Consider the following 25,071-nt stretch of genomic DNA (forward strand, 5'->3'; position numbering starts at 1 on the left):
TTTCCGTCGGTCTATCGTCTTTTCATTACGAGGGTCATCACGCAGGACCATCACGGACGGGGAAACATCGCGCCATGGAAACGATCGGCAATCTCGACAACAGCACCGCCATTCTCGAACAGTTCGAGCAGACGCTCCGCAACAACGGGCTGGCCGCACTGGGCCGGGGCGTGATCGGTGATGGTGCGAAGTTCTCGACACCGTTCGGAACGCAGTCCCTGCTCTATGCCGATTATGTCGCCTCAGGCCGCGCACTGAAGCAGATCGAGACGTTCATCATGGACGAGATCCTGCCGTTCTACGCCAACAGCCACACCGAAGCGTCTTTCTGCGGTGCCTACATGACGCGCCTGCGCAACAGCGCGCGGGCCATGATCGCCCAGTTCTGCCATGCCCCCTCCCCCGATTTCACGACCATTTTCATGGGTAATGGCGCCACGGCCGGGCTGAACCGCCTTGTCCATCTGCTGGAAATCCCGACCCTGTGCGAAGCCGGAAAGCGCCCGACCGTTTTCATCGGCCCTTACGAGCATCACTCCAACATCCTGCCCTGGCGTGAGAGTGGTGCGGAGATTGTCGAGATCCCCGAGGCTGCGGAAGGTGGGCCGGATCTGGGTGTTCTGGAACAGGCGCTGGCAGCCTGCCCGGCGGATCGGCTGAAGATCGGTTCCTTCTCGGCTGCGTCCAACGTGACGGGCATCCTGACGGATGTGAATGCCGTGACCGCCCTTCTCAAGCGTCATGATGCGCTGTCCATCTGGGATTATGCCGGGGCTGGCCCGTACTGCCCGATCGACATGCAGCCGGGCACGCCGTTTGAAAAAGACGCGGTCGTCGTCTCCTGCCACAAGTTCATCGGCGGTCCGGCAGCCTCGGGGATCCTGATCGTGCGCAATGCAGCGATAACGCGCACGCTCCCTGTCCTGCCGGGCGGCGGGACCGTGCGCTTCGTGTCACCCTGGAACCACGACTACACCGCGAGCCTCGCCGCCCGCGAGGAAAGCGGCACGCCGAACGTGATCGGCGACATCCGCGCGGCTCTGGCGTTCATCGTCAAGGATGTCATCGGAGACGCCTACATGGCGCAGCGCAACGCCGAACTGCGCACGCGCGCCATGACGGCATGGGCCAGCAATCCCGCGATCGAAATCCTCGGCCATCCGACCGCCACGGCCCTTCCCATCTTCTCGTTTCGGGTCCGCGACGTGAAGAACGGCGGCTTCATTCACCAGCAACTTTTCACACGAATGCTGTCGGATCGTTACGGCATTCAGGTTCGTGGCGGCTGTGCCTGCGCGGGACCGTATGCCCATCGTCTGCTGGAGATTGATAAAGACGGATCAGGGCTGATCCGTGAGGCCATTCTGTCCGGACAGGAAATCGAGAAGCCGGGCTGGACACGCCTGAATTTCAGCGTGCTGATGGAGGACGCCAAGGTTCAGCGTATTCTCGATGCCATCAACGAACTTGCCAGCAACCCCTGCGAAACGGCAGCGCATTACGACTGCGACATCACCACGGCGCGCTTTCGCCCCAAAGCCGCCGCCTGATACGGAACGGATACGGTGAGCGTTTTTTACCAGAGATACACGATCTTCATGTAATAGGCGTTCGTCTCCGGCGTGTTGCGGCCTTCCACGGAATGGGAATAACGGGGCGTGATCGAAAAATGTGGAGTCAGGTTGAACATCGCGCCGACACCGAGCGCCGTCTCCCGACTGCTGGAATTCGCGACCCAGAGGTTGGACGTGTTGTCGTGCATGCCCCCCGTGTTCTGCCAGTCGAGCGAGAAGAACGGCTCGACCATCTTTGTGGCTTTCCAGCTGAAACGCAGGTTGGTGTAAAAGACGTTGCCGGCTGAATAGCTGTGCTCGCCCTTGCGATGTTTTGTCGAACTCACGACGCTGCCGAGATCGCCATCGAAACTGAAATGCTTCCACTCGTAATCGAAAATGATGCTCGACAGATTGGCCCAGTAATGCATCGCCGTTGAGTCCCGCGTTCCGGAAGGCGTTTCCATGAAGGTCTGAATGCCGAGCGTGCTGTGTTTGTTAGGCTTGAACCAGGCCGCCGGGCCAACAATGGTCGTGCCCAGACCGCCCCAGTTCTGCCCGCTGGACAGTGCGAAACTCTCGGTCTGGATCAGTTCGAATGCGAAACCCACATGCGGAATTGCATCGAAGCTGCGAAAATGGACGTATTTGGTCATTCCGGCCCAGGTGTGGCTGCCACCCTTCGGCTGACGGTTCCCGAGACTGTCGTAGCTGTGTCCCGCAGCATTGCCATCGCCATACTGCACCAGCACATTGAACGGCTTGAAATCCACCGGGAGGTCGTATTCATGCGGCCCTATGATGGCCAGGGGGATATCAGAGGCATGCGCGGCAAAGCGCGGAATGAAAGCAACAGCAGGCATGCAGGCTGCCAGGGCACCAAGGCGCACTCCGAGCGTGAATTTGCGACACATGACGTGAATTTCCATAGAAATTAATGAGGATGTGGAGCGTGCCCTCAAGGAGGCACGCTCCATCCATGATCCGGCGATCAGTGCGCGGCTGCGCCCTGCTCTCCGTTCAGGGTATAGGCGATGATATAATCACCGCTGCGGGTGCCAAGGCCCCCATGACCGCCCGCGGCGATCACAACATACTGCTTCCCATCAATTTGATAGGACATCGGTGTAGCCTGTCCGCCTGCGGGCAGACGATCGCGCCAGATCACCTTGCCGTTCGACATATCGAAACCGCGCAGGTAATCGTCGGCCGTCGCTCCCATGAAGGAGACGCCGCCCTTCGTCAGGACGCTGCCACCGATGTTGTACATGCCGGTCGGAAGCGGAAGATTGTTATGCGTCCGGAAAGGACCCGTGTCGCGCGTGGTGCCGACGGGGTGCTGCCAGACGATCTTCTTCGTCACCAGATCGATGGCGGTGATCGTTCCCCAGATCGGTCCCTTGCAGGGGATCTGAAGCGGATTCAGCCACGGGCTGGTATAGGCGATGTAGGGCGTGCCGTAGTCCGGGGAGACACTAAGGGCATCGCCCTTGGCTTCCGGCTTGTCGCCCTGACCGTTCCACTTCGGCAGGATACCAGCGTTCTCAGCCTTCTGACGATGCTCCAGACGGATCCGGAACGGCAGATAGCTCGCATTGGCGATCAGCAGTTTACGCTGCGGATCGATGGACGCGCCCTGCCAGTCAACCACACCATAGAATGCCGGATAGACGATCGTCGTCTTGCCAACATGCGGCGGGGTGAACTGACCTTCGTAAGCGGACTGGCGGAACTGGATGCGGCAGATCATCTGATCCAGCAGCGTCGCGCCCCACATGTCGCTTTCCTTCAGGTCCGGCGGCGTCAGGGACGGCAGACCGACAGCGAAAGGCTGCGTCGGCGTCACGTGATCGTCCGGTGCAACACCCGCGGTCGGAACCGGGCGTTCCTCGACTGGATATCCCGGAACCGGCTTTCCGGTGCGGCGGTCCAGAACGAAGAACTCACCGCGCTTCGTGCTCTGGATCAGAGCCGGAATGTTCTCGCCATTCGGACCCGGCAGGTCGACCATGGACGGTCCGATGGGCAGATCCATGTCCCACAGATCGTGATGAACGGTCTGGAAGGTCCAGCGGCGTTCACCTGTCTCGATATCGAGGGCGATCGTAGCGCTGGACGTCGCGTCGTCGAACGGACGGCGTGAGCCACCCCAGTTGTCCGGCGGAGAGTTACCGGTCGGGATGTAGAGCAGACCCAGATCCGGATCGGCCGTGTAAACGCCCCAGGCGTTCGGCGTGTCACGTGTCAGCTCGTCGTTCGGGCCGGGCTTCCAGTTTTCCGGATTGTGACCAGCATCCCAGGCCCATTCGATCTCGCCCGTGATCGGGTTGAATGCACGGATTGCACCGGAAGGCTCGAAATTCGCCTGGTTGTCGAAGATCCAGCCGCCCAGAACTACGCGATCCTTCACTACCAGCGGCGGCGACGTCACGAAGTGGAAGCCATGCGGAACATGACCAAGATACTGGCGCAGGGAGATGAAGCCGTGCTCGCCGAAATCTTCGCAGGGCTTGCCCGTTTCGGCATCGACAGCCAGCAGGCGCACGTCGCCAACCGGAGAGAAGATACGCTTCTGGCAGGCCTTGGACCCGTCAGGAGCCTGATAGTCGTCCGGTGCCTTGTAATAGGACACGCCACGGCAGGAGAGATAGACATTCGCCGCCACATCCACCGCGGCGGGCTTGGGATCGAACTTCCACTTGACCTTGCCGGTCGCCGCGTCAAGCGCCATGACCCAGTTATGCGGCGTACAGAGATAAAGCGTATCGTCCACCTTGATCGGCGTGACTTCGAGGTTGAACTCGTGCCCCTGATCCGGTCCGGCAACAGTGCCTTCGCCCAGCCGCTGAACGTCACCCGTACGCGTCACCCAGGCGCGCTTGAGATGGCTGACATTCGCCGGCGTAATCTGCGCCAGCGGGCTGTAACGATCACCGCCCACTGTCCGACCATAAGCCGGCCAGTCGGAAGCGGAAGTGTTTTTCCCAGTCTCATCCAGCTGTCCGGCCGCCGCCATACGGTCCGCCGGGAGCGTCCCGTCGATGGAGTAGGACGTAAAGCAGCTCGCAATGAGGACGACCGTCGCGATGGCGGCCGAGCCAAGAAGCTCACGCTTGTCTGAAACCCAGTTATGGCCACTGCGCCAGACCCATGGCAGCAGCATCCAGAACGCGATGCAGACAAGCGTCAGCAGACGGACTTCCAGCCCCCAGATGTCGAACCCGACTTCAAGAACGGACCAGATGGTCGCCACCAGCAGGAGCGCAGCGTACAGGCGCGCACCCAGCAGCGGGTTCCTGAAGCCGAGGCCCGCGGCCGCAAGCATCACGAGGCCCAGAAGGGCGTAGAACCACGAACCGCCGAGAACGAGGAGATACCCCCCCCCACCCAGCAGAAAAAGCCCGACAAGCGCGAGCAGGATAGAGGTTAATGGAGACATTACCCTCTGAAGTGAAGCAGACATGACACCTCGTTCTTGCGAAAAACGAAAACCATTCTCTCTGAAATGATTTGTCTTTCCTGATCATCGGCGGAACGCGATATCGTTTGCGCTCCGTCATGGCTGTGACGGTCGGGACAGTCCTGTTCGCGCGTCAGGGACCTCATGAGCCAGTGCTTGCAAAAACACCGGCATTGAGGCCTGTTTCCCGTCCAAACCACAGCACTGTACCGAGAAAGACGAGGAGCGCTGGGTTACCGATGGCCTGTAAGATTACATCCCCGACACGCAACTTTTCGTCCTTCCCGGAAACCGTCATTCCCCATTGTCCTCGCGCGGAGCTATCCCGCATCGTTGAACTCTCACCCGATTGTGACGGGCTACGTCGCACCTGTCGCAGAACTGCGACAGGTTTTCGACACCCGGCGCCTTACGTCGCAGGACGGGGGCGCCGGTGAGCGCGCCCCTGCCCCGCACTTGCCTGTCCGATTCATGGGCAAGATGCTCCACGAACTACAATCTTGACCCTTCCGAACGCTGGGAAACACAGATGCTCAGCCAGCCGGAACTACGCTTCGTCAGCGGGCGCACCCAGCGTCTGATCCAGAGCGCGCTGCCCGAAATGCAACATCTGCACCAGTTGGTGGATTCACTGGACTTCATGGTGATGCTGGCCGATCCCAGCGGCATCGTCCTCTCCCGACACACGCAGCCCAGCCAGCTCAGCGGTTGCCGGCGCTGGCGGTTCCAGGCAGGGGCGGTCTGGGACGAGCAGAACGCCGGAACCAATGCCATCGGCACCTGCCTGCGCGAAGAACGGCCCGTCATGGTCGTACATGACCAGCACTGGCGGCTGTGCTTTCGCAAGCTCACGGGCATGGCCGTTCCGGTCTATAATTCCATCGGAGAACTCGCAGGGGCGCTGGATATCAGTTCGTTCACGGCCAAAGACGTCCTGCCTGCCGCGCCGCTTCTGATGGACGCCCTCCTGACCACAGCCCGGCGCGTGGAGGAAAAACTGTTCCATGACCGCTTCGGACAGGACATGATCATAACGCTGGGGCCGTCCACTTCATCCTCGTCGAGGCTGGTCGCCCTCGACCGTGATGGCCATGTCCGGGGCGCGACACATGCCAGCCGCCGCCAGATGAACTGGCCCGAAGGCGAACTCTCCAGCCTCCCGGCTTTACTGACACTGCTCGATGCACAGGAGCAGCCGAGCTTCCGACGCGCGGAAGCGCAGGTCATTCACTCTACGCTGGCAACGGTCCACGGGAATGTCAGTGCCGCCGCCCGCCTTCTGGGAGTGAGCCGCTCCACGCTGCACCGCAAAATCAGGACGCTGGGTCTGGAGCGCTGAGAGCCGAAGCACGAAGGTCTGACAGATTCGCCGCATAGTCACCGGGACGGAACCCGACCAGTAAAAGGCCCGGATGTTCCAGAACCGGACGCCGGATCATGGCCGGATGTTCCAGCATGAGCGCAATGGCCCGCTCCGCATCGAGATCCTCCCGAAGCTCCGGCGGCAGCTTCCGGAACGTCGTTCCCGAACGGTTCAGCAGTTTCTCCCATCCCAGCCGGGCCACCCAGCCTTCAAGACGCGCGCGATCCACACCGTCTCTGCGATAGTCATGAAAGGTGAACGCGACGCCGTGGTCGACCAGCCATGCCCGCGCCCTGCGCATCGTGTCGCAGTTGGAAATTCCATAAATCGTGACGGATACGGCCATGAATCCTGCTCCTTGTTTTTCCGCCATACAGCGGCGATCACGCCCATGAAACCATGCGACGGGCGATTCCACGACCCTGTCGACAGATGTTCGAACCCATCATATTTCGTTAGAAATTCCAAAAGCCCGTTTTCTGGCGGATAGCCGATGCGCGAACAGACGGTTACATCTGGCAGGTCAGTCAGTGGCTCCACCGTTTCCAGTGGTGACGCCCTGATCGTATCCCGCAGCGGAAACGCGATTTCGACCACCGCTCTCGACGCATGGCTCGGTTGACGGGTTTCTGAAGACAGGCGGCCCCCCTCACGGGAAGGGGGCCGCCTGTAGTCTCAGGCGACGAGACCACCATCCACCAGAATGGATGCTCCCGTGATGTAAGAGGCGTCGGGACTGGCGAGGAACGAGACCGTCCGGGCAATGTCATTGACCTTGCCGTAGGATTCCGTGGCCGTGAACTTGCGGATGACGGCAGCGGCCGCGCCGTCATCAGGGTTGAGGTCCGTTGCGATCGGCCCGGGCTCGACGATATTTGCCGTAATGCCCTGCGGACCGAGGTCCCGCGCCACACCCTTCGTAAAGCCGATCAGACCAGCCTTCGTCGCCGCATAGAGCGAGATGCCCGGGAACGGCGCACGCTCACCGAAGGCCGAACCGATATAGATCAGGCGGCCACCCGTCTTCATATATTTCAGGGCCTCGACCGTCTCGACCATCGCGGCGCGCAGGTTGAGGTTCAGGACATCCTCGATCTGCGTCACCGACATCTGGTCAATCGGGCCATAGGGATAGATGCCCGCGTTGCACACCAGCGCATCCAGACGTCCGAACGCCTCATGCGTTTTCGTGATGGCTGCGATATTGCCGCCCGTGCTGCCCCCATCGGCCTGAACGGCGACAGCTTTACGTCCCAGCGCCTCGACTTCCGAGACGACTTTCTGCGCGGCCTTTTCGTTGCGGGCATAGGTGATGGCGATATCAAAGCCATCCTGTGCCAGCTTGAACGCGATTGCCGCGCCGATGCCGCGTGATCCACCGGTAATGAGCGCCACTCTCTGGGTCATGATCCTGTTCCTTCTGACTGCACTGACGAAAGATCCGTCTTTAGCGTTCAGATCATGCGGCATTTTCGAGCCCGACCCAACCTCCCCTGAACATTGTGAAGACAGATTTGCATCGCGCGCCTAAAACGGAGGCCATGTCGGAACAGCAGAAATCCATAAGCGGTCGGCCGAACTGGTCAGATATTGTCGCGGGCCTCTCCCTTGCCTCGGTGAATATTCCGCAGGTTCTGGGCTATACGCGCATTGCGGCCATGCCGGCGGTCACGGGGCTTTATACGGTCCTGCTGCCACTTGTGGCCTTTGCAGCGTTCGGTTCGTCCCGGCATCTGGTCGTAGCTGCCGATTCCGCGACGGCTGCCATTTTCTCAAGTGCCATCGGCAAGATGGCGCTCCCTGAAAGCGCGCATTACATCGCGCTCGTCAGCATGACCGCACTCCTCTGCGCGGCACTTCTGCTGGTGGCGCGGGTCTTCCGGCTGGGGTTTCTGGCAGATTTCCTCTCCCGCACCGTGCTGACGGGATTTCTGGCCGGGGTGGGCGTGCAGGTCTGCATCGCGATGTTGCACGACATGCTGGGCGTGTCCGTCAGCGCGCATGACCCACTGCTTCAGGCTTACGAAACTCTCCGGCAGATCCCCCATGCCAGCCTCATGGTCGCGGGTCTCTCGGCGGTGACGGTGGGCATCCTCATGGCCGGGCAGCGTCTTGCCCCGCATCTTCCCGCCGGGCTCTGCGTCGTAATCGGCAGCATCGCGCTGAGCATGGGGCTGAACCTGTCCCATCATGGCGTTCCCACGCTGGGACATGTCGCGGGTGGCCTGCCGCATTTCGGCCTGCCGGACGTTTCCTGGAACGAGCTTCTGGACCTTCTGCCGGTCGCGGGGTCCTGCGTGTTCGTCATCATCGCACAGAGCGCGGCCACGTCCCGGGCCTTCGGAGAACTCTTTCATGAGACCGTCGATGAGGACCGCGACCTTCTGGGCCTGTCGGCGGCCAATATCGCAGCCGGGCTGAGTGGAACCTTCACCGTCAATGGCAGCCCGACCCAGACCGCCATGGCCGTCCGCTCCGGCGCGCGGACGCAGGCCGCACAGGTCACGTTCGCCTGCGTGACGCTTCTGGTGCTGCTTTTCCTGACCCGCCCGCTGGAGGCCCTGCCGCGCTGCGTTCTGGCCGGGATCGTCTTTACGGTCGCGGTTGGCATGATCGACCTGAAAAGCCTGCGCGCCATCCGGCAGGAAAGTCCGGGAGAGTTCTGGCTGGCCATGACAACCGCCGCCGTGGTTGTGGGGATAGGCGTCGAGGAAGGCATTTTCCTCGCCATTGCGCTCTCGCTGTTCCGCCATGTCCGGCACAGCTACGAGCCGCATACGCTGGTGCTGCAACAGTCTCCGACCGCCGGGGTTCTGGAAGCCCTGCCCGCAAAGGACGGGCTGGAAAGCGCGCCCGGACTGATCGTCTTCCGCTTCTGCGCGGACCTGTTCTACGCCAATTCGACGCGCTTTCGGCAGGATCTGCTGGCGCTGGTAGACCACGCCCCCCATCCGGTGCGCTGCGTGGTGCTGGATGCCAGTCCCGTCACCGATATCGACTATTCCGCCGCCGCGGACCTGCGGGACCTGATCGCGCAGCTCCATCAACGCGGCATCACGCTGATTTTCGGCCGGGTAAGCGTCTTTCTTCGCGCGGACATGGACCGGCACCACATCACCCTGGCCCTCGGCGCAGCCAATATCTACGCCGAGCTGCACACGGCGCTGAAGGCCGCCCACAACATTCTGGACGGCTCTGCGGTGCCCGTCAGGCCTTCCTGACGAACCCGGACTTGAGGTTCATCGCGCCGATCCCGGGGATCTTGCAGGCGATGTCATGCCCGTCGCCACCGTCCGAAAGACGGATGTTCTTCACCTTGGTGCCCCCCTTGACGACCATGGACGAGCCCTTGATCTTCAGATCCTTGATGACCGTCACGGTGTCGCCATCCGCCAGGACATTGCCGTTGGCGTCGCGGATTTCGACGGCAGCCTCGCCGTTCTCCGCTGCCGTCTCGGCCGGGTTCCACTCATGCGCGCATTCCGGGCACATCCACAGCGCACCATCCGGATAAACGTGTTCGCACCCGCAGACCGGGCATTTCAGATGACTGTCCATGATGACCTTTTTCCGTTTGTGGCCGGACATTACTGCACGCAGTCCGTATTTCAAAACGGGGATCACCCGTTTTCGTAACCTGTTCGTTCGACATGGAGCACGCTATCAATGGGACAGACATATATTACCACGCTGTTGGAAAGACTGTTCCGATGTCCGACACCACGCCTCACCCGTTGCCGCGCCCCTGACCCGGGCTGCCATTTTTCTGGTCCTGAACATCAATTCCGGCCCAGACGCGGAAAAGACCATCCGCAGCCTGTGCGCGGACCTTTCGGGCCTGCGCCGCACGGTGGGTTTCCGGGACCTGAACGGACAGCTTTCCTGCGTTCTCGGCTTTGGCTCTGCTGCCTGGGACCGTCTTTTCCCCGGCCCGCGTCCCAAAGAACTGCACCCGTTTCAGGAAATCAAAGGCGTCCATCACGCCGTTTCCACGCCCGGCGACATGCTCTTTCACATCCGCGCCACACGCATGGACATGTGTTTTGAAATGGCCAAGCTGGTCATGGACCGCCTGCGCAGCGTGTGTACGGTCGTGGATGAAGTTCACGGCTTCAAATACTTCGATGACCGGGACCTGATCGGCTTCGTGGACGGCACGGAAAACCCGGAAAACGCCGCTGCGTGCGAAGCTGCCATCATCGGCGATGAAGACCCGGCTTTCAAAGGCGGCAGTTACGTCATCACCCAGAAATACTTCCACGATCTCGACGCCTGGAACACCCTGCCGATCGAGATGCAGGAAAAGATCATCGGCCGCAGAAAGCTCTCCAATGTCGAGCTTGATGACAAAACAAAGCCCGCTTACGCCCATAACGCGCTGAACGTCGTGACGCGCAACGGAAAGCAGGTCGATATCCTGCGGGACAACATGCCGTTTGGTGAAGCAGGCAAGGGCGAGTTCGGCACCTATTTCATCGGCTATGCCCGCTCCCCGTCCGTCACCGAAGAAATGCTGCACAACATGTTCGTCGGCAAGCCGGAAGGGAATTACGACCGCCTGCTGGATTACAGCCGTCCTGTTACGGGTTCGCTGTTCTTCGTCCCGTCAGCCGATTATCTGGACGATATCGACGCCTGATCGCGCAGGCAGGTCCGAAGGTCCGTCGCACCCCGCAAGGGCGTGCGCGGACGCTCATAACGCCCATCCACAAAAATCCCCGTCATGGTGGCATAGGACTGGGCGGCTTCGGGACAAAAGCCGTGACTGCGGTAGAACTCCGGCCATTGCGGACGCGGGATTTCATCCACCGTCACATCCCGCCCCAGCACGACACCAAGTGCGGTCGCGACATCCTCAGGCGTATAGGTCTCGGGGCCTTCGATACTGTAAGTGCCCGTTTCTTTGACGGATGAAACCAGAAGACGGGCCGCCAGTTCGCCCACATCCTGCGGCGCGACCATCGGGGCTTTGAAATCCTTTGGCAGCAGGCTGGGAAACGCCCCTGACTGCCGCGCGGCGGACAGGGCGCCAAACCAGTTGCTCATGAAATACGCCGCCCTCACGATACAGAGTGGCACTCCCGTCTCCCGCACGCCCTGCTCGAAAGTGTACAGGCTCCCCAGATCCCCGCAATGCGGGTTATCCTGCGCGCCATAGGTTGATTGCACGACGATCTTTTCCAGAGAGGCTCCCCGGACGGCGGCAAGAATGGACTGGATCGTGCGGCGTTCTTCGCGGTCCACATCCAGCGACGGGCTGGCGGGCGGGTTCAGCAGAAATGCGCGCCGGGCTTTGCAGAAAGCCGCTGTCAGGGCCGCCGTGTCGTGGACATCGAGCACGGCCACGCTGGCCCCACAGGCAGACCATTCTGCCTCCTGTTCCGGACGATGCAGAACGACCGTGACCGCCCGCCCCTGTTCCAGCAGGCGTCTGGCGAGCGTGCCGCCCACATGCCCTGAGGCCCCGAGAACGATATCCATGTCATTTCCCCCTGCACGCTGTTTAGGGGGAAAGCGGATCAGTGTTCCAGAGAGAACTCGATGGGCACCGTCAGGGACAGTGGATCGCCCGGCACGCTGTCGGGCGGAACGGGCAGCGGTTCGGCACGGTGGATCAGGGCCAGCGTCTCCGCATCCAGCAGGTCATGTCCCGCGCTGCGCTGGAGGCTGGCGCTCAGAACATGACCTTTGCGGTCCATGACGAAATGCAGCAGGGACGTTCCTTCCTGATGCGTGGACTGGGCTTCCCGCGGATAGCGCCTGAACCGTTCCAGACGCGCCAGAAGCTCGCCCTGCCAGGTGACGGGATCATGCGATACATGGCTGAACGTGCTGGCCGAAGCGGCGCTCGGGCTGGTCGTGGGCGGGGCTTCCATAATGCGCGGAGCCGTTATCTTTTCCGCAGGTGGCGCTTTGGCCGGAACGGGCGGGAGCGGCTTGTGCGCACTCGGCTTGTGCGGCCTGACCTTTTCCGTCTTGGACACCGGGACCGGCGGGTTGGGCGCAGGGCTTGGCGGCGCTTCAACCTTGGGGGGATCTTCCGGCTGCGGCTCCGTCGAGGCCACTGCCTGCTGCGGAGCGGGATCGACATCCTGCTGCGGGGCCGGAACCGGCGCAGGGACAGGGGCGAGATCGATGCTGATCGCAGCCGGGGGCGGTTCGGCGGCCAGAATGGGCTGGGGATGGACGGACGTTACCGCCCAGAACAGGACACCCCCCGTAAGGATGACAACACCCAACGCCGAGCCACCCCAGAGCCGTGCACTCCGGCGGTCTTCCAGACGGCAGGTCGCGGCGTACCATTCCCGAAAATCCGGCAGCGTCGCTTGCACGGAGGTCAGTCCGTCCGACATCAGGGCGTCGTTCCGGTCGTCTGGCCTTGCAGAGTCACAAGGGCCACCTTGAGATATCCCGCGCTGCGCAGATGGTCCATGACGTCCATGAGCGTGCCGTAATCCACGGTCTTGTCGGCGCGCAGGAAGATGCGTTCATCGCGATTGCCCCTGGTCGCGGCGGCGAGCGCTTCCGTCAGTTGCGCGGCTGGCACGTCGTTTTCGCCCAAGGCCAGATTGTGGTCCGCCTTGACGGTCAGGAACACGGGTTCGTCCGGCCGGGGGGCCGTCTGCTGCGTGGAGGAGGGAAGATCGACAGGGACATTGACGGTGGTGAGCGGGGCCGTGACCATGAAAATCACGAGCAGCACCAGCATGACGTCGATGAACGGCGTGACGTTGATTTCGTGCGTTTCAAGCACGGTTTCGTCCGCATGGCGGATCCGGATGGCCATGGAAACCTACTCTGCCGCAGCCAGCGTATCGCGGCCGAAGCGAAGCACCTTGCCGCCGTTGATCCCGCGCGCCAGATCGCGCGAGACGAGACGCATCACGAGCGACGTCAGATCCGCGACACAGGCGCGGCAGGCGGCCGTCTGACGGGCCAGATGATTTTAGATCACCACGGCCGGAATGGCCGCGACGAGACCAAGCGCAGTAGCCAGCAGGGCTTCGGCGATACCAGGCGCCACAACCGCAAGGCTGGTGGCATGAGCCGCGGCAATGCCCGTGAAGGACGACATGATCCCCCCAGACCGTGCCGAACAGCCCGACGAACGGGGACGTCGCCCCGATAGTCGCGAGAACACCCGTCCCCCGCATCAGTCTGCGCCCTTCCGCAGCTTCCAGCCTCTCAAGATGCAGCACGATGCGCTCCTTGATACCCTCGCGGTCGCCGGGAATGTCCTGCGAGCGCTGACGCTCGACTTCAGCCGCCATGACCATGGCATGCGCGATACCGGAACGCGGGCCGGTGCGCGTCCATTCCTCACCCATATCCAGCGTTTCAGCATCCTCCAGAGCGATTTCCGACTTTTTCAGCCGGGAGCGCAGACGCTGAAGCTCGATGGATTTGGCAACAAAAATTGTCCAGGTCACGAGCGAGGCCATCGCGAGGATCGTCATGACACTCCGCACGACCGGACCTGCATTGAGAAACATCTGCCAGGGAGCGAAGCTGAGGGACATCACGAAACCTGCATGGGTTGGAAAAATCCTGAAAGTCCACGATAATGATATTGATTCTTATTATCAATAAGGATTACACAGCCGTCATATCGTATCCTGTCAGAACTCCCGGCCAGCCTCCGGGAAGCCGTAAGGATCATTTTCCTTCAGATCCCGGTTCACCGGCCTGACGGATGCTCATGGCCTGACCGGTCACCCGATCCATGATGAGGAGGCTGAAGCGCTGCGACCACCGTATCGTTGACGGGTCGGCTGGAGGCTTTTGCAATATCCTCAAGGGTCTGGTCCGCCGTCTGAACCGTATAGCCCTGCTCCTGAAGACGCCGCACAAGTCCGTCCCCGTCCATACGGATCAGGAGCGCGATCCGGGACAGCGGGGCATGTTCAAGGACGGGCAACGCTATGGACGCGGTTTTTCTGTTGCCCACATGTCCACCGGGAGCCTGGAAAAAGAACGGAATACAGGCCGCAAACGCGATAATCAGCGGCACAAACAGCGTCCGCCGCCGGGCGTAATTGACCAGCGGCGTCCAGTTCCTGATGACATGCAGCACAAATGGCGCAAGAAGCGTCATGCTGAGCCATTCATGGATGGGGTGAAACGCCAGTGGCGCCCAGTGGAAAAACAGCGCGACCCCCGTCACGCCAGAGACAATGAAGAACCCCGTCGTGAGCGGTGTTCCATAACGGCTCATGAATGTCCTGAACATCTGGCTTTCCTGTGCCGGATCATGCCATACGCAGCGAAAAGTGCCGGCGAACACGCATTTGCTGACAGCCTGATCGTGTCATCCGTGGCCGTATCCGCACGACCGGAAAGATGCGTCCGATGACGACGGGCCAATGACGACGGGATTGAAAAATCGTTTTCTGAAGGCATGCAGCGCCTGAACTCTGGAAACTCCACAGATCGTCCGACGGGCTCCGCCTGATCCGGATGGGACCACGCTTCAGGCAAAACCGCCGCGACGTTCTGACCGGAGCCTGTTTCCTTCGTTCCGGGCTTTAATGCAAATGGTTATCAATATCAAATTTTGCGTAATAGCCATCCTGTCCCCACGCAGACACACAGGAAACCTGTCATATCCTGGGAGACAGGCATGGCCATGACGTCTCCGACAGTGATAGTGACAGGATCACCGGGACAGCAGAACGGAGCGTGAGCAGGCATGTTTCATCGTGTGGGATTTATCGCACGCGGACTTGCGGGCGCCTTTGCCGTCATGACCTTCGGGACAGCACATTCCTCAGGTCTTACGCTCACGGGAGGTGGATCGAGCTTCGCCGCCCCCCTTTATCGCGCCTGGGGAGCTGAACTCCATCGCCAGACCGGCCTTTCCCTGACATATCGCAGCGTCGGTTCTGGCGAGGGGCAGAAACTCGTCATGGCGGGAGCCGTGGATTTCGGGGCATCGGATCTCCCGCTTGCCGCATCTGTCCTGCGGACACGGGAGCTTTATCAGGCCCCGACGGCGATCGGCGCGATCGTGGTGGTCATCAATGTTCCCGGCGTCGCATCCGGCCAGATGAAGCTGGACGGCCCAACGCTCGCCGCCCTGTTCGATGGCGCGATCACGTCCTGGGCCGATCCGCGCGTCCGCGCGCTCAATCCCGGCCTGCGTCTGCCGGATCTGGATGTGCTGCCCATCCACCGCGAGGAAGCCTCCGGCACCAGCCAGGTCTTCAGCAGCTATCTGCATGCCGTCGCCCCGGACTGGAAAGCCGGGATGTGGGGTGATGGCTCGGAAGCGCGGGGCAATGACGGAGTCGCGGCCAGCGTGCGGCAGTCCGTTGGCGGGATCGGCTTTGTGGAATACGCCTTCGCGCGTCGGGACCGGCTGAATACCGTGCGGCTGAAAAATCATGCCGGGCAGTTCGTCGCACCCGGCAAAGCGGCATTTACGAGTGCCGCCTTCAGCATGGACTGGACCCATGCGGACCATTATGCCGTGCGTTTTCTCGAAGCCCCTGCCTCGCAGGCCTGGCCGATCATGAGCGCGACTTTCGTTCTGCTTCCCATCCATCCGGCAGACAGGGCGAAGGCGGCCGCCGTGAAGACATTGTTCCGATATGCCCTGAAACAGGGCGATGATATCGCGCGGGATCTGGATTATGTGCCGTTACCCCCGAGCGTAAAGGACACGGTCCTGTCCGGCTGGCCCTGAGAATCGTCCCTGGAAATCTGCCCTGCGCGGACGTCATAATAACTTCACTTCCCATCCCTTTCCCCCTGCTGTGAATGAGCAGCGAATGGTCGTCACATTCTGGCCACCTTGGGTAAAAGGGGACCCGTCTTGTCAGACCGTGTTCCGGATCGTTGGCGTCTGGCCGGTCTGTGCATCGTTCTGGGTTGCATGCCCGCAACGGGACACGCGGCCACGGCGCCACTGGTCACAGACGTCCTGCCCTCCGGCGTGCCCCTGCCTTCCCCCGCGCCGGGATTTGTCCTGCCGCCTGAAGACACCGGCACCGAGCTTCTGGGAGACGCAGGCGGGGCGCGGTCCTGGCTGGCCCGCAAGGGGATCCGGTTCAATCTTCAGGACGTGGAGGAAATCTGGGGCCTGACCTCGGGCGGCCAGCATCCCGGCCCGACCTATGACGGCATGACGGCCGCGACGCTCCTGCTGGAAACGCGGCGCGCTTTCGGATGGCATGACGGGCTGTTCAACATCAGCGCCATCCAGGTGCGCGGACGTTCGCTCGCCGGAGAGCGCCTTGGTTCCCTGAACCCGGTGAGTGGTTATGATGCCGGGCGCACGACGCGCCTGTTCGAACTCTGGTACGGGCAGGGCTTTTTCGGAAACCGGCTGGATATCCGCGTCGGTACGATCGATCTGGATACCGAGTTCCTTGTCAGCCAGAACGCCTCCCTGTTTCTGAATGCCAGTTTCGGCTGGCCGCTCTCGACATCCAGCAATCTCTATTCGGGCGGCCCGTCATGGCCGTTTTCCGCCGTCGGGACACGGATCAAATGGTCCCCCGCCTATCCGCTCGTGCTCATGCTGGCCATCACCGACGACAACCCGACCAAAGGGCCGTTCTACAGCGACATCAGCCCGACCCGCATCGATCCGTCGGGCACAACCTTTTCCACCAGTGGTGGGACGCTGTTCATGGGAGAAGCCCAGCTCTGGGTGGATGCCGCCCAAAACCTTTCAGGCAAGGACGCGCCAGCCCTTCCGGGAACGTGGAAAATCGGCGGCCTGTACGATACCGGGCGCTTCCCTGACCCGCGCTACGACAGTCATGGCGGCCTTCTCGGCAGTCCCGACAGCACGGGAAAGCCGCTGTACCATTCCGGAACATGGCTGGGATATGTCGTGCTGGATCAGGCCCTGTGGCGCACGGTGAGCGAGCCCGTCAAGGCGATCAACGCCTTCGTCCGCGCCACTCTCGCCAGCGGGACGCGCAACCGCTTCACGACGGAAGTGGAAGCCGGTCTGACCTTTCAGGGCTTCGTCCCGTCCCGCCCCAATGACGTGATCGGGATCGGCTGGGGCACCGGGTTTTACAGTCATCGCGCAAAGGAAAACGCGCGGGACGTCATCCGTTTGTCCGACAGTTCAGGCAGGCTTCTGGTTCCGGAACATCATATTGAGCTGACATGGCAGCTCCCCGTGCGCGATGACATCACCCTTCAGCCGGACTTCCAGTATTTCTGGAACCTTGGCGGACAGGAACCGAAAAAAGGTGCGGTTTCCACGTCCCGTGGCGCCGTTCTGGGACTGAACATGACCACCACGTTCTGAAAACCTGCGTGGTGATTTCAATTAACTTTTAAACTTCGGCGACCCTGTCCCCGGTAAGGTTCCGTTTACGGCCCCTGATGCCGATGACAAAGGAACCAATCCATGACGCAGGACAACGATTTCGTGGGCCTTTCGCCAGACGAACAGGCCCGGGAGCGTATGCGCTACGAAATCATCGATGACCTGGACGAGGAATTCGAGCTTTCCCTGGAAGAGAACGAAGGGAAAGGCCCCGATCCTGCGGAGCGCGCCTTCCGTCGCACCTATTTCCGTGAACTGATCCGCCTTCAGGGCGAGCTCATCAAGCTTCAGGACTGGGTCAAGGCCACGGGCGAGCGCATTGTCGTCGTGTTCGAGGGCCGGGACGCTGCCGGCAAGGGGGGCGCCATCAAGCGCATCACCCAGCGCCTGAACCCGCGCATCTGCCGCGTCGCCGCCCTGCCCGCCCCGAATGACCGCGAGCGTACGCAGTGGTATTTCCAGCGTTATGTAGCGCATCTTCCGGCCGCGGGTGAAATCGTCCTGTTCGACCGCAGCTGGTACAACCGCGCGGGCGTCGAGCGCGTCATGGGGTTCTGCACGGAGGAAGAATACGAAGAGTTCTTCCGCTCCGTTCCGGAATTCGAGCGGATGCTGGTCCGCAGCGGCATCCGGGTCATCAAGTTCTGGTTCTCGATCACGGACGAAGAGCAGGAATCGCGCTTCCGCGCCCGCATCGAAGACCCGCTGAAACAGTGGAAGCTCAGCCCGATGGACCTCGAAAGCCGCCGCCGCTGGGAAAACTACACCCTGGCCAAGGAAGTCATGCTGGAACGCTCCAGCATCCCTGAAGCCCCGTGGTGGGTCGTTCCGGCCGTCGACAAAAAGCGCGCGCGGCTGAACTGCATCGCGCATCTGCTGTCCCTCGTGCCCTACGAACCCGTCAGCCGCCCCGAAGTTGTCCTGCCCGAGCGCGTGTTCCATCCGGATTACGAGCGCGAACCCACGCCCGAGACGATGCTCGTTCCCGAACGCTACTGAGCATCGTTCGTCCTCTTCCCGTGAGACCGGACGGGAAGAGGACCCGACAGACCATTCCGGGATCACCTTGTCCCGCCCGGCGCGACTGGCGCAGCGCCTCAAAAACAGTCAGCCAATCGATATAGCATATTGCATATCATGACGCAGATGCTTTATTCCTGACGGACTTCCATCTTCCATGGTGACCGAAACCCATTCGCAGGCGTCCCTTTCATGCACACCATCATATATAGCATAAGCTATATAATAATCAGTTTACTATTGCGGAATAAACGCATCTGCGGTTGTATGGTCATCAATCTGACCATTCTCGGCACCGCTTGCGCCAACACCCCATTGCCCGAAAACAGCCTCCGGACACTCAAAAAACCGGCCTTCGCGGACAAAAAGCCTGCTCCTGAACGGATCAGCGTCATCGGACATCTCAACAGCGAACGCGCCCGCATTTTCCCGGGTCTCGGAGCGGTGGATTATACCATCGACCAGCACCAGATCACGACCACACCGGGCGGCCAGAACGCGGCCTTCAACCAGATCCTCCTGCGCGTCCCCGGTGTCGTTCTCGACAGCTATGGCGAGGTCCATGTCCGGGGCGAGCACGGCGGCCTGACCTATCGCGTCAACGGCGTGCTGCTGCCGGAAGGGCTGAACGGCTTCGGACAGGAACTCGACACGCGCATTATCCAGTCCGTGGACCTGCTGACCGGCACGCTGCCCGCCCAGTTCGGCTTCCGCACGGCGGGCGTGGTGGATGTGACGACCAAGACCGGCGACAGCCTCAAACACAATCAGGTCTCGCTGTATGGCGGCAGCTACAACACGTTCGTCCCGTCCGTGCAGCTTGGCGGCCAGCATGGAAAGCTGGATTATTTCACCACCCTGTCCTTCACCCGCAACAATATCGGCATCGAAAACCCGAGCAACACCTTCCGCGCCATTCATGACGTGACCGAACAGGAAAAAGCCTTCGCGTATCTGTCCTATCATCTCGACGACGCAAGCCGGATCACGCTGCTGACGAGCGCCTCCTACGCGGATTTCGAAATCCCCAACTCGTTCAAGACATTCGACACGACCAGCCCGGACTACACGACCCTGTACAATGTCGCGGGCGTCAATCCGCATGACCCGTCCATGAACTGGGCCAATCTGAACGACAGCCAGACGGAACAGAACTACTATGCCGTGCTGTCCTATCAGCGCACGACCGAAAAACTGAACCTCCAGGTCTCACCCTATTTCCGCTACGGCCGGATCGACTACACACCGGACCGGGACCGCGACCTGATCTATCAGGGCGTCTCGGAACACGAAGTCAACGACTTCACAACCGGCGGGATGCAGGCCGACCTGTCCTACGACATCGCCCCCCATCACACCCTGCGCGCCGGTCTGCTGGGGCAGTACACGTCCGAACGTCTGGATGCCGATACGCTGGCCTTCCCTGTGGACGAGGCCGGAAACCAGACATCCGACATCGCCAAACGCATGATCGACAATACCGGGAACTGGTCCGTCGAAGCGGGCGCCTATATTCAGGACGAGTACAAAATCACCCGCAACCTGACCTTCAATTACGGCATCCGCTACGACCGTTTCGCCTCGTCTTTCGACAATGAAGGGCAACTCAGCCCACGTGCGAACATGGTCTGGAAACCCAGCCGCACCACGACGCTACATCTCGGCTATTCGCGCTATTTCGCCCCGCCTTCCCCGCAATATGTCTACCCGTCCACACTCGCGCGCTTCGCGGGCACCACCAACGCCGCCGCGAACACGATCAACAACGCCACGAAAGTCGAGAAATCGAATTACGTCGATGGCGGCATTCTCCAGCGCATCACGCCCGAGTTCCAGATCACACTCGATGCCTACGCCAAATGGGCGCATGACCTCACCGATCTCGGACAGTTCGGCCGCGCGGTCATCCTCGCCCCCTTCAGCTACAAACGCGGTCGCGTCTATGGCGCGGAATTCGGCAGTTCCTGGCGGCACGGCCCCTGGTCGCTGTTCGGCAATTTTTCCTACGTCAAAACCTCGGCCCGCGACATCAATTCAGCGCAGTACCAGTTCGATCTCGCGGAACTCGCCTATATCCGCAACCATGCGATCCAGCTCGACCATCAGGGCGAATTCACCGCCACCGCAGGCGCATCCTGGACCACGAAACACGACATGGCCTATGTCGATTTCGTCTACGGCTACGGCCTGCGCAGCGGCTTCGCCAACCTGGAAAAAGAGCCGCAATACGACGTCTTCAACATCGGCTACCAGCATACCTTCACGAAGGTCCCGGTCGGCCATGACATCAAAATCCGCGCTGACGTCATGAACCTGTTCGACAAACGCTACCAGCTGCGCAACGGCAGCGGCGTCGGCATCTATCAGGCCCAGTACGGCCAGCGGCGCGGCACGTTTTTCTCAGTCGTCTCGGAGTTCTGAACGGGCGTAAGAACCCGGCCTCACACCGAGACAACCAGCCCCCGCGCAGGCTCCACAGCCGTTCCCGGAAAGACCGTCCCCACCGCATGCGACGGCAGATGCAGATGATCGCACAGCACCCCCGCCACGACCGACCGCACATCGGTCGTCGGCGCAAGGTCCCGGTTCTCGAACAACTGCCCGGATCGCAGACCGGGCCAGGTCCCGCCGACCTTCCCGCCCGCAACCGCGCCACCCGCCAGAAACGCGACCGTCCCCGTCCCGTGATCCGTCCCGCCCGTGCCATTGATCCGCACGGTCCGCCCGAATTCCGTCAAAGCCAGAACCACGGTGCGGTTCCAGCTCTCGCCCAGCCCCTGACGCAGCGCCCCGATCCCTCGGTCAAGCTGCGCCAGCGGTCCGCCCAGCCGCCCGAGCTGCCCGGCATGCGTGTCCCACCCTCCGATTTCCAGCGCCGCCACACGCGGACCATGCGCGGCCGCCAGCATCTCCCCCGCCGCCGTTGAAAGCTGCGTAAAGGCATCGACTTTCCGTGGCTTGCCAGCAGCATCTCTCCCCCGCGCAGCCGTCGTGGCCTCCCCGGGCATGGCCGCGTCCGAAAATCCCCGCGCTTTCAGAGCATTCCGCAATGCCGGTCCCGTCACCGGGTCGGACGCATTCAGCGCCAGAATCTGGCTGTACAGATCGGAATCCGGATGCTGGCTCCCCGCTGGCGCATAACTCCTGACCCGCGCCGAACCGCGCAGCAGAAGCGGCACCGTCAGCCCCATCGCCAGCCCATACCCATCCGGCCGGTTCGCCTTGCCCTGAAGCACGGAGACAGCCCGGTTCAGCCATCCGCTGCTCAGACGCTCATCCGCCCCGCTTTCGAGATAATCCTGCGCTTCGAAATGCGAGCGGCTGCGATAATGCCCCGCAACGGCATGGATCGGCAGCATCTGCCCCTGACCATACAATCCATGCAGCGTCACGAGAGACGGATGCAGCCCGTAAAACCCGCCCAGATCGAGCAGCCCGCCCTCCTGCCCCGGCTCTGGCAGAACCAGCGCCCGGCGATACGACGCCAGATCCGGATCTCCATACGGCGTCACGGCCGACAATCCGTCGAGCGCGCCCCGAAGCAGGATCACCACCAGCCGTGGATCGTCCGGCCCGCCGGAAGAGCCCGCAAAAGCAAGGGAAGAACGTCCGAGCGTCCAGGCGGACGTCAGACCCAGCAGAGCGGTACGACGGGAAATCATCATGGCTCAGCGCCTCTGGAATTCAGGGGAGGAAAACAGCAGGGCCAGCGCATCCTGACGCGAGCCGGCATGATGCATTGCCGTGCGGGTCTGCGGCCGCAGGGCCGGACCAAGGGCAATATCGGCAATATCCATCGGATCGCCGGTCCGGACATGCGCCGCCACGCGCCAGGCCCAGTCCGTCCGCGCCAGCATGTCCGCAGGCGCGGACCAGTCCGCCGCGGCGTCGCTCCACCCGTTGGGCAGCGGCGCGGTCCATAAAGGCTGCCCCAGTGTACTGAAAGCCGAAACAAGCTGATGCGCCGGAGAATGCGGATCGCCCGGCTGGCTGGGCGCGCCCCCCACGGACAACGCCCGCAGAACCGCCGTGGCATAATCCATGGGAGAGCGGAACTTGCCGCCGCCCACAGCCGGCTCCGGCAATCCCCCCAGCGCCAGAGACGCCGCCCGCAGATCCCCGCCACTGGCGTGCAAAACACCCTCAACATGCCGTACGGACGCAGGATCTGGCGTATCCGACACGAAATGCCGGACCATCTGCGTGGCGATATGCCGGTATGTTGCGGGGTGCGTGCCCAGAAACCGCAACGCCTGCACGCCGCCGTCCTCGCCTTCGGGAAATTCCTGTCCCATCAGTGTTTTCACACCCGGCTCATGCGCCTTTTCGCGGAACACGAATCCCGGTTCGTCAGCCTTCAGATCCACGCCCCAGCCCGTCAGAATCGCGGCAAAAGACGTCACATCGGCCTGGCTGTACCCAGCAGCGGGCGAGACCGTATGCAACTCCAGACATTCCCGGGCCAGATTTTCATTCAGCCCGTGATGGCGCCTGCGCCCCGCCACACTGTCCGGCCCGATGGAGGACGCGTTGTCCAGATACATCAGCATGGCCGGATGCCGCATGACCGCCAGCAGCATGTCCGAAAAACGCCCCGTCACATGCGGGCGGATCGCCTCGCGCATATAGGCGCCCACAACGGCGCGCGTACTGCCCTGCCGCAGGCTTACGGTGAAGTGATTGAACCAGAACCAGACCAGCCGCTCCCGGAACGGCTGCTCCGTCAGCAGCAGTGTGTCCATCTGCGTCGCGACTTCGGCCTGAAAAATCGGTTTGACCAGCGGATTGCCCTGCATTTTGGCTTTCCGCTGTTCCCGCAGCGCAACCAGCCCGTCCGCACACGGCCCCACGCCCGTAAACACGGCCCTGTCCGGCCCGGTCAACTGACCCGCCAGCCAGTCCTGAACGGACAGACCGGCACCGGAGCCATCCCGCTGGCCCCATCCAAACCTGTTGATTGCGCTGACTGATCGCATGGCATCCTCGCGATAACGGGAGTCGGCACCCTAACGAATGCTGGCTCCTCCATGTGGCAAAAGATGGGCCGCAACATGTGAAGTTTTTTAGAAACGCTCGCCCAGCCCCCGCACATCCAGAGGCGCCACAACCAACATCGTCAGACTTTCTGGAAGATCCGGAAACATACACGGCCCCCGAAGCGTGGCCGGGATCTGAACAGCTGCGGGGACGCCGGTCCGGAGCGGTCGCAGGGCCGCAGGTCTGACCGGGTCGCCTGAGCCTGCACAGCAGGCGGATTCCGAAGGCTCAGACCAAACACACCAAGCCCCACGCGATAAGGTTCTTCATCATTCGTCTGCGAGAAGGTTTAACAGAAACTCACTGTGACAAACCCGTTCGCAGAAAATAGATCCCATCCAAGAGATTTCAGCCTTGCGATCCGGCCAGAACGGGCGCCGCGAAACGCCGGTTTTCCAATACCGGAAGCACCGCCCGCGCATAAGCGATCCGCTCCCGGTCCAACGTGGCGAAACCCAGAGCAGGCGCCTCACCCAGAGCCAGCGTCACCACGCCCAGAGGATCGACCACCATGCTGAAGCCGGTATTGCGAGCCCCACACTCCCCGACGGCCACGACATAGCAGGTGTTTTCCAGCGCCCGCGCCACTGACATGATTTCCCAGTGACGTTCCTTGCCCGGCCCACGCACCCAGGAAGCCGGCAACAGCAGAACCTCGGCACCCGCCAGCGCCAGATGACGCGCCAGTTCCGGAAAACGCACGTCGTAGCAGGTCATCAGACCTACTTTCATGTCTCCGATCCGGACCACGGGGGGCAGGCCCATCCCCGGAGACGTCCGCTGGGATTCCTTCATGCTGAAGGCATCATACAAATGCAGCTTGCGATAGGTCGCGATGAACGCCCCGTCCCGAAGCACGAACTGCGTGTTGTAAAAGCGTCCGTTCCCGTCCGGCACATTCACACATCCCACCACGGCGATGTCCTGACTGGCCTCGCGCAGGCCTTCCATGAACGGACCGTCAAGTGGTTGCGCCGTCCTGGGCAGAAGTTCAGGATTGTTGATGTCCTGCGCCAGGATTCCTTCGGGCAGGACCAGAAGCTCGGCCCCTCCCTCCCGCGCCTGTGCGATCAGATCGAGACATTGCCGCTGATTGGTTTCCCAGTCCGGCGCGACAGCAAACTGTCCCAGAGCAACTCGCATCACTGCATTCCATTTTCAAAAAGCCGCATGAACCCTCAGGCCCGTTCTGACAGCATGCCTCACCACCACGATGGCGTGAAGACAGGATTCAGCGCTTCCGCGGGTGATCCGCCCCCTCCCGGCTGCCGACCGGATCATGGCATTTCACCTGCCGAATAAAAATTATCACCCCATAAAAAAAACAACAACAAATCTCCATAATGAA

21 protein-coding genes and 1 pseudogene are annotated in these 25,071 nt (G+C 61.7%); 9 read left to right on the plus strand and 13 right to left on the minus strand.

Annotated features, from left to right (window positions below; all coding sequences use genetic code 11):
• Nucleotides 1-74 precede the first annotated feature (74 nt).
• Complete coding sequence (locus tag GFJ39_RS10425; RefSeq protein WP_153431277.1) at nucleotides 75-1,550, plus strand: aminotransferase class V-fold PLP-dependent enzyme; 1,476 nt, start codon at nucleotides 75-77, stop codon at nucleotides 1,548-1,550.
• 26 nt (nucleotides 1,551-1,576) lie between these two features.
• On the opposite strand, the gene GFJ39_RS10430 is transcribed toward GFJ39_RS10425, so the two are convergent.
• Nucleotides 1,577-2,467 (minus strand): transporter, encoded by an 891-nt coding sequence (locus GFJ39_RS10430; RefSeq protein ID WP_153431278.1) that lies wholly within the window; start codon nucleotides 2,465-2,467, stop codon nucleotides 1,577-1,579.
• Between the two features lie 77 nt (nucleotides 2,468-2,544).
• Nucleotides 2,545-5,016 (minus strand): membrane-bound PQQ-dependent dehydrogenase, glucose/quinate/shikimate family, encoded by a 2,472-nt coding sequence (locus GFJ39_RS10435; protein WP_153431279.1) that lies wholly within the window; start codon nucleotides 5,014-5,016, stop codon nucleotides 2,545-2,547.
• Between the two features lie 430 nt (nucleotides 5,017-5,446).
• On the opposite strand from GFJ39_RS10435, the gene GFJ39_RS10440 reads away from it, so the two are divergent.
• Nucleotides 5,447-6,352 carry a helix-turn-helix domain-containing protein gene (locus GFJ39_RS10440; RefSeq protein ID WP_325062915.1) on the plus strand — a complete coding sequence of 302 codons (906 nt, stop codon included), beginning with the start codon at nucleotides 5,447-5,449 and terminating at the stop codon, nucleotides 6,350-6,352.
• On the opposite strand, the gene GFJ39_RS10445 is transcribed toward GFJ39_RS10440, so the two are convergent.
• Nucleotides 6,327-6,722: an ArsC family reductase gene (locus tag GFJ39_RS10445; protein ID WP_153431280.1), complete on the minus strand. Its 396-nt coding sequence runs from the start codon at nucleotides 6,720-6,722 to the stop codon at nucleotides 6,327-6,329. The two genes, GFJ39_RS10440 and GFJ39_RS10445, sit on opposite strands and share 26 nt — an antisense overlap.
• A 147-nt stretch (nucleotides 6,723-6,869) precedes the next feature.
• Between GFJ39_RS10445 and GFJ39_RS14450 the strand changes: the two genes are divergently transcribed.
• A complete protein-coding gene (locus GFJ39_RS14450) occupies nucleotides 6,870-6,998 on the plus strand; it encodes a hypothetical protein (RefSeq protein WP_267902335.1) in 129 nt (42 codons plus the stop codon).
• A 53-nt stretch (nucleotides 6,999-7,051) separates the two neighbouring features.
• On the opposite strand, the gene GFJ39_RS10450 is transcribed toward GFJ39_RS14450, so the two are convergent.
• Complete coding sequence (locus GFJ39_RS10450; protein ID WP_153431281.1) at nucleotides 7,052-7,783, minus strand: SDR family NAD(P)-dependent oxidoreductase; 732 nt, start codon at nucleotides 7,781-7,783, stop codon at nucleotides 7,052-7,054.
• Nucleotides 7,784-7,917: 134 nt separating this feature from the next.
• Between GFJ39_RS10450 and GFJ39_RS10455 the strand changes: the two genes are divergently transcribed.
• The gene (locus GFJ39_RS10455; RefSeq protein WP_153431282.1) at nucleotides 7,918-9,597 is read left to right on the plus strand and encodes a SulP family inorganic anion transporter; all 1,680 of its coding nucleotides are present in this window, start codon (nucleotides 7,918-7,920) and stop codon (nucleotides 9,595-9,597) included.
• On the opposite strand, the gene GFJ39_RS10460 is transcribed toward GFJ39_RS10455, so the two are convergent.
• Nucleotides 9,584-9,934, minus strand: coding sequence for a zinc ribbon domain-containing protein YjdM (locus GFJ39_RS10460; protein WP_153431283.1), 351 nt, complete (start codon nucleotides 9,932-9,934; stop codon nucleotides 9,584-9,586). The two genes, GFJ39_RS10455 and GFJ39_RS10460, sit on opposite strands and share 14 nt — an antisense overlap.
• Between GFJ39_RS10460 and GFJ39_RS10465 the strand changes: the two genes are divergently transcribed.
• Entirely contained in the window at nucleotides 9,933-11,015 is a 1,083-nt protein-coding gene (locus GFJ39_RS10465; RefSeq protein ID WP_228391896.1) for a Dyp-type peroxidase, read from the plus strand. The genes GFJ39_RS10460 and GFJ39_RS10465 overlap by 2 nt on opposite strands.
• On the opposite strand, the gene GFJ39_RS10470 is transcribed toward GFJ39_RS10465, so the two are convergent.
• From GFJ39_RS10470 to GFJ39_RS10490, 5 genes and pseudogenes are all read right to left on the minus strand, one after another.
• Entirely contained in the window at nucleotides 10,991-11,857 is an 867-nt protein-coding gene (locus GFJ39_RS10470; RefSeq protein ID WP_153431284.1) for an NmrA family NAD(P)-binding protein, read from the minus strand. The two genes, GFJ39_RS10465 and GFJ39_RS10470, sit on opposite strands and share 25 nt — an antisense overlap.
• A 38-nt stretch (nucleotides 11,858-11,895) precedes the next feature.
• Nucleotides 11,896-12,729 carry an energy transducer TonB gene (locus GFJ39_RS10475; RefSeq protein ID WP_153431285.1) on the minus strand — a complete coding sequence of 278 codons (834 nt, stop codon included), beginning with the start codon at nucleotides 12,727-12,729 and terminating at the stop codon, nucleotides 11,896-11,898.
• Nucleotides 12,729-13,163: a TonB system transport protein ExbD gene (gene exbD / locus GFJ39_RS10480; RefSeq protein ID WP_153431286.1), complete on the minus strand. Its 435-nt coding sequence runs from the start codon at nucleotides 13,161-13,163 to the stop codon at nucleotides 12,729-12,731. The genes GFJ39_RS10475 and exbD overlap by 1 nt, the downstream gene beginning before the upstream one ends.
• Before the next feature lie 6 nt (nucleotides 13,164-13,169).
• Nucleotides 13,170-13,896, minus strand: a pseudogene (gene exbB, locus GFJ39_RS10485) (tonB-system energizer ExbB).
• Between the two features lie 158 nt (nucleotides 13,897-14,054).
• Nucleotides 14,055-14,606 carry a hypothetical protein gene (locus tag GFJ39_RS10490; protein ID WP_228391897.1) on the minus strand — a complete coding sequence of 184 codons (552 nt, stop codon included), beginning with the start codon at nucleotides 14,604-14,606 and terminating at the stop codon, nucleotides 14,055-14,057.
• Between the two features lie 459 nt (nucleotides 14,607-15,065).
• Here GFJ39_RS10490 and pstS point away from each other — a divergent pair, with 459 nt between their 5' ends.
• From pstS to GFJ39_RS10510, 4 genes are all read left to right on the plus strand, one after another.
• Nucleotides 15,066-16,061 (plus strand): phosphate ABC transporter substrate-binding protein PstS, encoded by a 996-nt coding sequence (gene pstS, locus GFJ39_RS10495; RefSeq protein ID WP_153431287.1) that lies wholly within the window; start codon nucleotides 15,066-15,068, stop codon nucleotides 16,059-16,061.
• Between the two features lie 129 nt (nucleotides 16,062-16,190).
• Nucleotides 16,191-17,645, plus strand: coding sequence for a carbohydrate porin (locus GFJ39_RS10500; RefSeq protein WP_153431288.1), 1,455 nt, complete (start codon nucleotides 16,191-16,193; stop codon nucleotides 17,643-17,645).
• Between the two features lie 102 nt (nucleotides 17,646-17,747).
• On the plus strand, nucleotides 17,748-18,665 hold the full coding sequence (ppk2, locus tag GFJ39_RS10505) for a polyphosphate kinase 2 (protein ID WP_153431289.1): 918 nt from the start codon (nucleotides 17,748-17,750) through the stop codon (nucleotides 18,663-18,665).
• Nucleotides 18,666-18,953: 288 nt separating this feature from the next.
• On the plus strand, nucleotides 18,954-21,107 hold the full coding sequence (locus tag GFJ39_RS10510) for a TonB-dependent receptor (protein ID WP_228391898.1): 2,154 nt from the start codon (nucleotides 18,954-18,956) through the stop codon (nucleotides 21,105-21,107).
• 20 nt (nucleotides 21,108-21,127) lie between these two features.
• Here GFJ39_RS10510 and GFJ39_RS10515 read toward each other — a convergent pair whose 3' ends face one another.
• From GFJ39_RS10515 to GFJ39_RS10525, 3 genes are all read right to left on the minus strand, one after another.
• Nucleotides 21,128-22,351, minus strand: coding sequence for a DUF1501 domain-containing protein (locus GFJ39_RS10515; RefSeq protein WP_153431291.1), 1,224 nt, complete (start codon nucleotides 22,349-22,351; stop codon nucleotides 21,128-21,130).
• A gap of 3 nt (nucleotides 22,352-22,354) precedes the next feature.
• Nucleotides 22,355-23,662 (minus strand): DUF1800 domain-containing protein, encoded by a 1,308-nt coding sequence (locus tag GFJ39_RS10520; protein WP_153431292.1) that lies wholly within the window; start codon nucleotides 23,660-23,662, stop codon nucleotides 22,355-22,357.
• 409 nt (nucleotides 23,663-24,071) lie between these two features.
• Nucleotides 24,072-24,866: a deaminated glutathione amidase gene (locus GFJ39_RS10525; protein WP_153431293.1), complete on the minus strand. Its 795-nt coding sequence runs from the start codon at nucleotides 24,864-24,866 to the stop codon at nucleotides 24,072-24,074.
• Nucleotides 24,867-25,071: the final 205 nt, after the last annotated feature.

Origin of the sequence: Gluconobacter aidae, from assembly GCF_009547075.1 — a bacterium.
Classification (GTDB): domain Bacteria; phylum Pseudomonadota; class Alphaproteobacteria; order Acetobacterales; family Acetobacteraceae; genus Gluconobacter; species Gluconobacter aidae.